Here is a 6,222-nt window from a genome sequence, read left to right as displayed (position 1 = left end):
TTACCCCCGCCCCCCCCCGGTTCCGTGGGGGGGCCCGCACCCCTGGGGGGGCCGCGCCCCTCCTCGTACCGGTGATGTCGGTGATCGGTACGCGGCGCGAACGCACGGGCCGCCTGGCGAGGCGGGGGCCGGCTGCGGCGACGCCTATGCCGTCTGCTGAGCCACCAGTGCCAGCGCGGCCACGAGGACCACCAGAAGCGCGATGAGCGCCACGGGGGTCAGGCCGGACAAGGGGCCCTCCTGCTGGAGGCGCTCCCGGTTCGCCCGGCACACCGGGCAGCGGCCCTGGCTGACGGGTGCGGCGCAGTTCGCGCACACGAGCCGGTCATATGTCATGCGCTCCTCCTCTCGTCCCCTTGGTCTCCTGTGGAGACAACGGCGCGGGGAACGGGTCCGTTCCCCCTACCACTGTGCCAGCTCCGACGGCATTCGGCGCGGCCCCTGGGGACCATCACGGTCGGGCTCCACCGGGACCCGTGGACATATCGGGCATCTCCGAATGCCGGGTCCACACCCCGCGCCCGTTCGCGTATGGTCACGCACACCTACTCCCGGCGACCGTGGTGCACCCGTGATCCGATTCGACAGTGTCTCCAAGTCCTACCCGAAGCAGAGCCGCCCCGCACTCAGAGACGTCTCCCTCGACATCGCCAAGGGCGAGTTCGTCTTCCTGGTCGGCTCCTCCGGCTCCGGCAAGTCCACCTTCCTCAGGCTCCTCCTGCGCGAGGAGAGGGCGACCCACGGCCAGGTGCACGTGCTGGGCAAGGACCTCGGCAAGCTCTCCAACTGGAAGGTCCCGCAGATGCGGCGCCAGCTGGGGACCGTGTTCCAGGACTTCCGCCTGCTGCCCAACAAGACCGTGGCCGAGAACGTCGCCTTCGCGCAGGAGGTCATCGGCAAACCGCGGGGCGAGATCCGCAAGGCCGTCCCCCAGGTCCTGGAGCTGGTCGGCCTGGGCGGCAAGGAGGGACGGATGCCGGGCGAGCTCTCCGGCGGCGAGCAGCAGCGCGTGGCCATCGCCCGCGCCTTCGTCAACCGCCCCGCCCTGCTGATCGCGGACGAGCCCACCGGCAACCTCGACCCGCAGACCTCGGTCGGGATCATGAAGCTCCTGGACCGGATCAACCGGACCGGCACCACGGTGATCATGGCCACCCACGACCAGCAGATCGTGGACCAGATGCGCAAGCGCGTCATCGAACTCGAACAGGGCCGTCTCGTGCGCGACCAGTCGCGCGGCGTCTACGGCTACCAGCACTGAAAGGACGCCATGCGCGCCCAGTTCGTCATGTCGGAGATCGGCGTCGGTCTCCGTCGCAATCTCACCATGACCTTCGCGGTCATCATCTCGGTGGCCCTTTCGCTGTCCTTGTTCGGTGGCTCCTTGCTCATGAGTGACCAGGTCAGCAGCATGAAGGGCTACTGGTACGACAAGGCCAACGTCTCGATCTACCTCTGCAACAAGCAGGACGCCGAGGATGCCGGCGCCGCCGGCAAGCCGGACGCCGGCGGCGCCGGTGCGGTCGGCGTCGCCACCTGCTCCAAGGGGGCGGCGACCCCGGAGCAGAGGCAGGCGCTGGAGGCCGAACTCAAGGGGATGGACCTCGTCGAGAGCGTCCATCACGAGTCCGCCGACGAGGCCTACAAGCACTACCAGCAGGAGTACGGGCACACCGCCCTGGCCGGTTCCATCACACCGGACCAGATGCAGGAGTCCCTCCGGGTCAAGCTCAAGAACCCGGAGAAGTACAAGATCATCACCAGTGCCTTCACCGGCCGGGACGGGGTGATGGAGGTACAGGACCAGCGCCGGGAGATGGACAGCCTCTTCAAGTACCTCGGCCTGCTCAACTGGGCCGCCCTCGGCATCATGCTGGTCATGCTCGTCGTGGCCCTCCTGCTGATCGTCAACACGGTGCGCGTCTCGGCGTTCAGCCGTCGGCGGGAGACCGGCATCATGCGGTTGGTGGGCGCCTCCAGTTTCTACATCCAAGTGCCGTTCATCATGGAGGCGGCCGTCGCCGGCCTGATCGGCGCCGTCCTGGCCTGCGTCATGCTCGGCTTCGGCCAGTACTTCGTGATCGACCACGGCGTGGGCCTGCGGGAGCGGATGGAACTGGTCAAGTTCGTGGGCTGGGATTCGGTCCTCGCCAAGCTGCCGCTGGTGCTCACCATCGGCGTGGTGATGCCCTCCATGGCCGCCTTCATCGCATTGCGCAAGTACCTGAAGGTGTGACGAGCGCCCCCCGAGCGGTCCGGTCAACCATCCGTACCGGCACGGGGCTTGTCCTAGACTCGGCGGCATGCTGGGCTTGCCGAGTGTCCCCGCCTTCTGTCTCCGGCCCCGCGACCTGCGTCGCGGGGCCGTCTTGACGTTGGTCTTCCTCGCCTCCGTCGCCACCGCCGCGGGCACCGGCTGCTGGGACCGGGGCGGAGCCGCCGCTGCTTCCGCTTCCTCCTCCGCTTCTTCTTCCGCTTCCGGGTCCGACCCCGCCGCCGGCGACCCCTCGGCGCAGGAGCCCCGTACCCCCGGCACCGCCGACCGGGAAGCCGTCGCCCGCGCCGCCGCCGAGGCCGTCGCCGAGGGGAAGTCCGGGAAGAAGGCCGCCCAGGAGGTGGTCAGCCGCAGCGGCGACCGCTGGGGCACCGTCTACGACCAGGGCGAGTACGCCGCCTTCGCCGAGGACCTCGACGGCAGCTGGACCGGCGTGGGCCTCTGGACGGGTCGCGGCCCCGGCGGCAGGATCGACGTGGACAAGGTCCAGCCGGACAGCCCCGCCGCCCGGGCCGGACTGCGCGCCGGGGACCGGCTGCTGAGCGTCGACGGGCAGACCGTCACGGGTCTGGCCGTGCCCGACGTGATCGCCCTGCTGCGCGGCGTGGCCGGCACCCCCGTCGTACTGAAACTGAGCCGCGACGGCGCCGACCTCACCGAGACCGTCCGCCGCGAGCACCTGCGCACCGAGGCCGTCACCGTGCGGCAGCTGCCGGGCGGGATCACCGTCATCAAGGTGGCCTCCTTCACCCGGGGTTCGGGCGAGCAGGTCAAGGCCGCCGTCCGTGCCGCCCCGCCCGGCGCCGGGGTCATGCTGGACCTGCGCGGCAACCCGGGCGGCCTGGTCACCGAGGCGGTAGCGGCGGCCTCCGCCTTCCTGGACGGCGGACTCGTGGCCACGTACGACGTACGGGGCTCCGAGCGCGCCCTGCACGCGGCCCCGGGCGGGGACACCGCCCGGCCGCTGGTGGCGCTGGTGGACGGCGGCACGATGAGCGCGGCCGAGCTGGTGGCGGGCGCGCTCCAGGACCGGGGCCGGGCGGTGGCGGTGGGCACCAGGACCTTCGGCAAGGGGTCCGTCCAGATGCCCACGGAGCTACCGGACGGCTCGGTGGCCGAGCTGACGGTGGGCACGTACCGCACCCCGGCGGGCCGCAGCCTCGACGGCGGCGGCATCACCCCGGACCTGGCGGCGGGTGACGGCGTCGAGGAACGGGCCGTGCAGGTATTGGGTGGCCTCGGGGTGGGTCCGTAGTGCGAAAATGACCGCACTATGGCTAAGGAAAAAGGGCGCAAGCTGATCGCCCAGAACAAGAAGGCGCGGCACGACTACACGATCATCGACACCTACGAGTGCGGTCTCGTGCTCACGGGTACCGAGGTCAAGTCCCTGCGCCAGGGACGTGCCTCGCTGGTGGACGGCTTCGTGTCCGTGGAGGCCAACGAGGCGTGGCTGTACAACGTCCACGTCCCCGAGTACAGCCAGGGCACCTGGACCAACCACAGCGCGCGGCGCAAGCGGAAGCTCCTGATGCACCGGGAGGAGATCGACAAGCTGGAGCGGAAGGCCGACGAGTCGGGTCACACGATCGTGCCCCTGTCGCTGTACTTCAAGGACGGCCGGGCCAAGGTCGAGATCGCGCTGGCGAAGGGCAAGAAGGAGTACGACAAGCGGCAGACCCTGCGCGAGAAGCAGGACACCCGCGAGACGAACCGGGCGATCTCGGCGATCCGCCGCAAGCAGCGAGGTACGGTTTAATCTCCTGGCACGCGGTGGTCCACTTCGCGTACCATGGCGGCAGCACCACCCCCTCGGGGGCGGCGCGGTTCGTGCAGTACCAGCAGTATCCGGTTGTAGCTGTACAGAACTGAATAGCGTGAAACATGGGGATGATCGGTTTCGACAGCGGATGTCGATGCAGGGGAAGCGAGCCGAGGAAGCGGCAATGATCTCGCTAACCACATGTCGCAAACAATAATCGCCAACTCCAAGAGCGATAACTCCCGCTTCACCCTCGCTGCCTAATAACAGTGAGCTGAAGCCTCTGTGAGGAGCGTCAGCCCGGAAGTGGTCCCGGTCCGGATCCTGGCGTCAATTAGGGATCTAAACCTCTAGCCCCGGTCACGGGGGCTGGAGGGAAACCAAACAGTGACTGAGCCCGTCGGAGACTTGTCCGTGTGATCTCCGGGGCTGAGAAAAGCGCAGCGGACTGCGCTCGGAGAAGCCCTGCTTCTGCACCGTTGGACGCGGGTTCGATTCCCGCCATCTCCACCACCCCATGTGGATGGACCCCCTGGTCTGCGACTGCGTCGCCGGACCAGGGGGTCTTCGCATGTCCGGTCCTCGCCCCCGGCCAGGTCGCTCAGTTCGTCCCCGGACGTGGTGACCGCGGGTGCGCTCTCCCGGTCACGCGCCACGCCCTCCATGGGTCCCGGGCGTCGGCGGGGGAGCGGAGCCGGGCGTCGTCCGCGGGGGACACGGGCGAAGGCCCCGCGGCGGGGCCGCGGGGCCTTCGTCACGTCTGCCGGCCTGCTGCTAGCAGAACGGAACCTTGTTGAGGTTCAGGGCGTAGCGGGCGGCGATCCAGCCGCTGCCGTCGGCGAGCTTGTACCAGATCGAGTTCCCGTCGACCTTCTGGCCGTTGACCTTGCACTGGAGGGCGACGACCGTGCCGCCCTTGAGCTTGCCCGTCTTCGCGTACTGCGCGCCCGGGCCGGAGCGGACGCCGAGCTCCTGCTTGTTGGAGACGACCTTCGCCTTCGGGGTCTCGTGGTGGCCGCCGCACGTCTTGCAGCTGCCGGGCTTGCCGGTGTCACCCTTCGGGCCCTTCGGCCCCTGGGGCCCCTGGGGGCCTTGGGGGCCCTGGGGTCCGGGCTTGCCCGGGTGGCCCTTGGGGCCCTGCGGGCCGGGCCTGCCGGTGTCACCCTTGGGGCCCTTGGGGCCCTTGTCGCCCTTGTCGCCCTTGGGTCCGGCGGGTCCTGCCGGGCCCTGGGGTCCTTCGGGGCCTGCCGGGCCGGCGGGTCCGCCTTCGGGGCCCTGCGGTCCTTCAGGTCCCTGGGGGCCTTCCGGTCCTGCCGGGCCCTCGGGGCCCTCGGGTCCCTGCGGTCCGGCGGGGCCGGGCGTGCCCTGCGGGCCCCGGGGTCCGGCCGGGCCCGGACGGCCGGAGTCGCCCCTCGGCCCGGCGGGTCCGGTGTCGCCCTTGTCACCCTTGTCGCCCTTGGGGCCGGCGGGGCCGCCTCCCGGGCCGTGCGGTCCCTCGGGTCCGCGGGGGCCTGCGGGTCCGGCCGGGCCCCGGTCGCCCTTCGGCCCGGCGGGTCCGGTGTCGCCCTTTTCGCCCTTGGGGCCGGGCTTGCCGGGCTTGCCGTGGTGGCCGTGCTTCCCGGGCTTGCCGTCGTCGCCCTTGTCCCCCTTGGGGCCGGTCACCGGGGTGCTGACCGCGAACAGGGCGGGCGCCTCGTTGCCGGTGGCCCACTCGCCGCCGTGCAGCGTCGTGCCCTGCGGGGCGTCCGCGTCGACCCGTACGGACACGCCCAGCCGCGTCTGCTCGTCGGCGGGGAAGGAGAAGCCGGCGCGGTTGCCGGCCTCGCAGGTCAGCAGCCGGGCGTCGGAGGACCGCGTGCACGGGACCGTGGCACGCAGGCCGTTCCAGTAGAACCCGGCCTCGGGGAAGGTCGTCCGTTCCGGGGCGGCGATCCGGAAGGTGCTGCTGACGGCCGGGTCCGCCCCGGTGGCGGCCGCGATGACGACGCGGCCCGTCGCGCCGGGCGCGATCGAGGGGACGTACGGCTGGGAGAACCGGATGTTCGACGCGTCGGCCAGAGCCGGAACGGCCGGCACCAGACAGGTCGCGGTGACGGCTGCGACGATCAGGGCGGCGGGCACGGAGCGGGAAGCAGGCAAGGGTGGTTCCTCCGCAAAGGGAAGGGCGCTGGGGAAGACACCCCAG

6 protein-coding genes and 1 other RNA gene are annotated in these 6,222 nt (G+C 70.8%); 5 read left to right on the top strand and 2 right to left on the bottom strand.

All coding sequences use genetic code 11. The features are described from left to right. Positions 1-144: 144 nt before the first annotated feature. Positions 145-336, bottom strand: coding sequence for a hypothetical protein (locus tag ACFWUZ_RS14025; RefSeq protein WP_384371710.1), 192 nt, complete (start codon positions 334-336; stop codon positions 145-147). Between the two features lie 235 nt (positions 337-571). On the opposite strand from ACFWUZ_RS14025, the gene ftsE reads away from it, so the two are divergent. The 5 genes from ftsE to ssrA all read left to right on the top strand — a co-directional run bounded on the left by ftsE (position 572) and on the right by ssrA (position 4,550). Further along, positions 572-1,261, top strand: a complete 690-nt coding sequence (ftsE, locus tag ACFWUZ_RS14020; RefSeq protein ID WP_384371708.1) for a cell division ATP-binding protein FtsE — start codon at positions 572-574, stop codon at positions 1,259-1,261. Between the two features lie 9 nt (positions 1,262-1,270). Beyond that, the gene (gene ftsX, locus ACFWUZ_RS14015; RefSeq protein ID WP_384371705.1) at positions 1,271-2,236 is read left to right on the top strand and encodes a permease-like cell division protein FtsX; all 966 of its coding nucleotides are present in this window, start codon (positions 1,271-1,273) and stop codon (positions 2,234-2,236) included. Positions 2,237-2,303: 67 nt separating this feature from the next. Then, on the top strand, positions 2,304-3,530 hold the full coding sequence (locus ACFWUZ_RS14010) for a S41 family peptidase (protein WP_384371703.1): 1,227 nt from the start codon (positions 2,304-2,306) through the stop codon (positions 3,528-3,530). Between the two features lie 18 nt (positions 3,531-3,548). Further along, on the top strand, positions 3,549-4,034 hold the full coding sequence (gene smpB / locus ACFWUZ_RS14005) for an SsrA-binding protein SmpB (RefSeq protein ID WP_384371701.1): 486 nt from the start codon (positions 3,549-3,551) through the stop codon (positions 4,032-4,034). Between the two features lie 127 nt (positions 4,035-4,161). After that, positions 4,162-4,550: a transfer-messenger RNA gene (ssrA, locus tag ACFWUZ_RS14000) on the top strand. 261 nt (positions 4,551-4,811) lie between these two features. On the opposite strand, the gene ACFWUZ_RS13995 is transcribed toward ssrA, so the two are convergent. Continuing rightward, a complete protein-coding gene (locus ACFWUZ_RS13995) occupies positions 4,812-6,176 on the bottom strand; it encodes an SH3 domain-containing protein (RefSeq protein ID WP_384371699.1) in 1,365 nt (454 codons plus the stop codon). Positions 6,177-6,222: the final 46 nt, after the last annotated feature.

It is taken from the genome of Streptomyces sp. NPDC058646 (assembly GCF_042716875.1).
Taxonomy (GTDB): Bacteria; Actinomycetota; Actinomycetes; order Streptomycetales; family Streptomycetaceae; genus Streptomyces.
The sequence above is the reverse complement of the archived record's forward strand: the minus strand, read 5'-3'. Positions and strand labels throughout refer to the sequence as shown.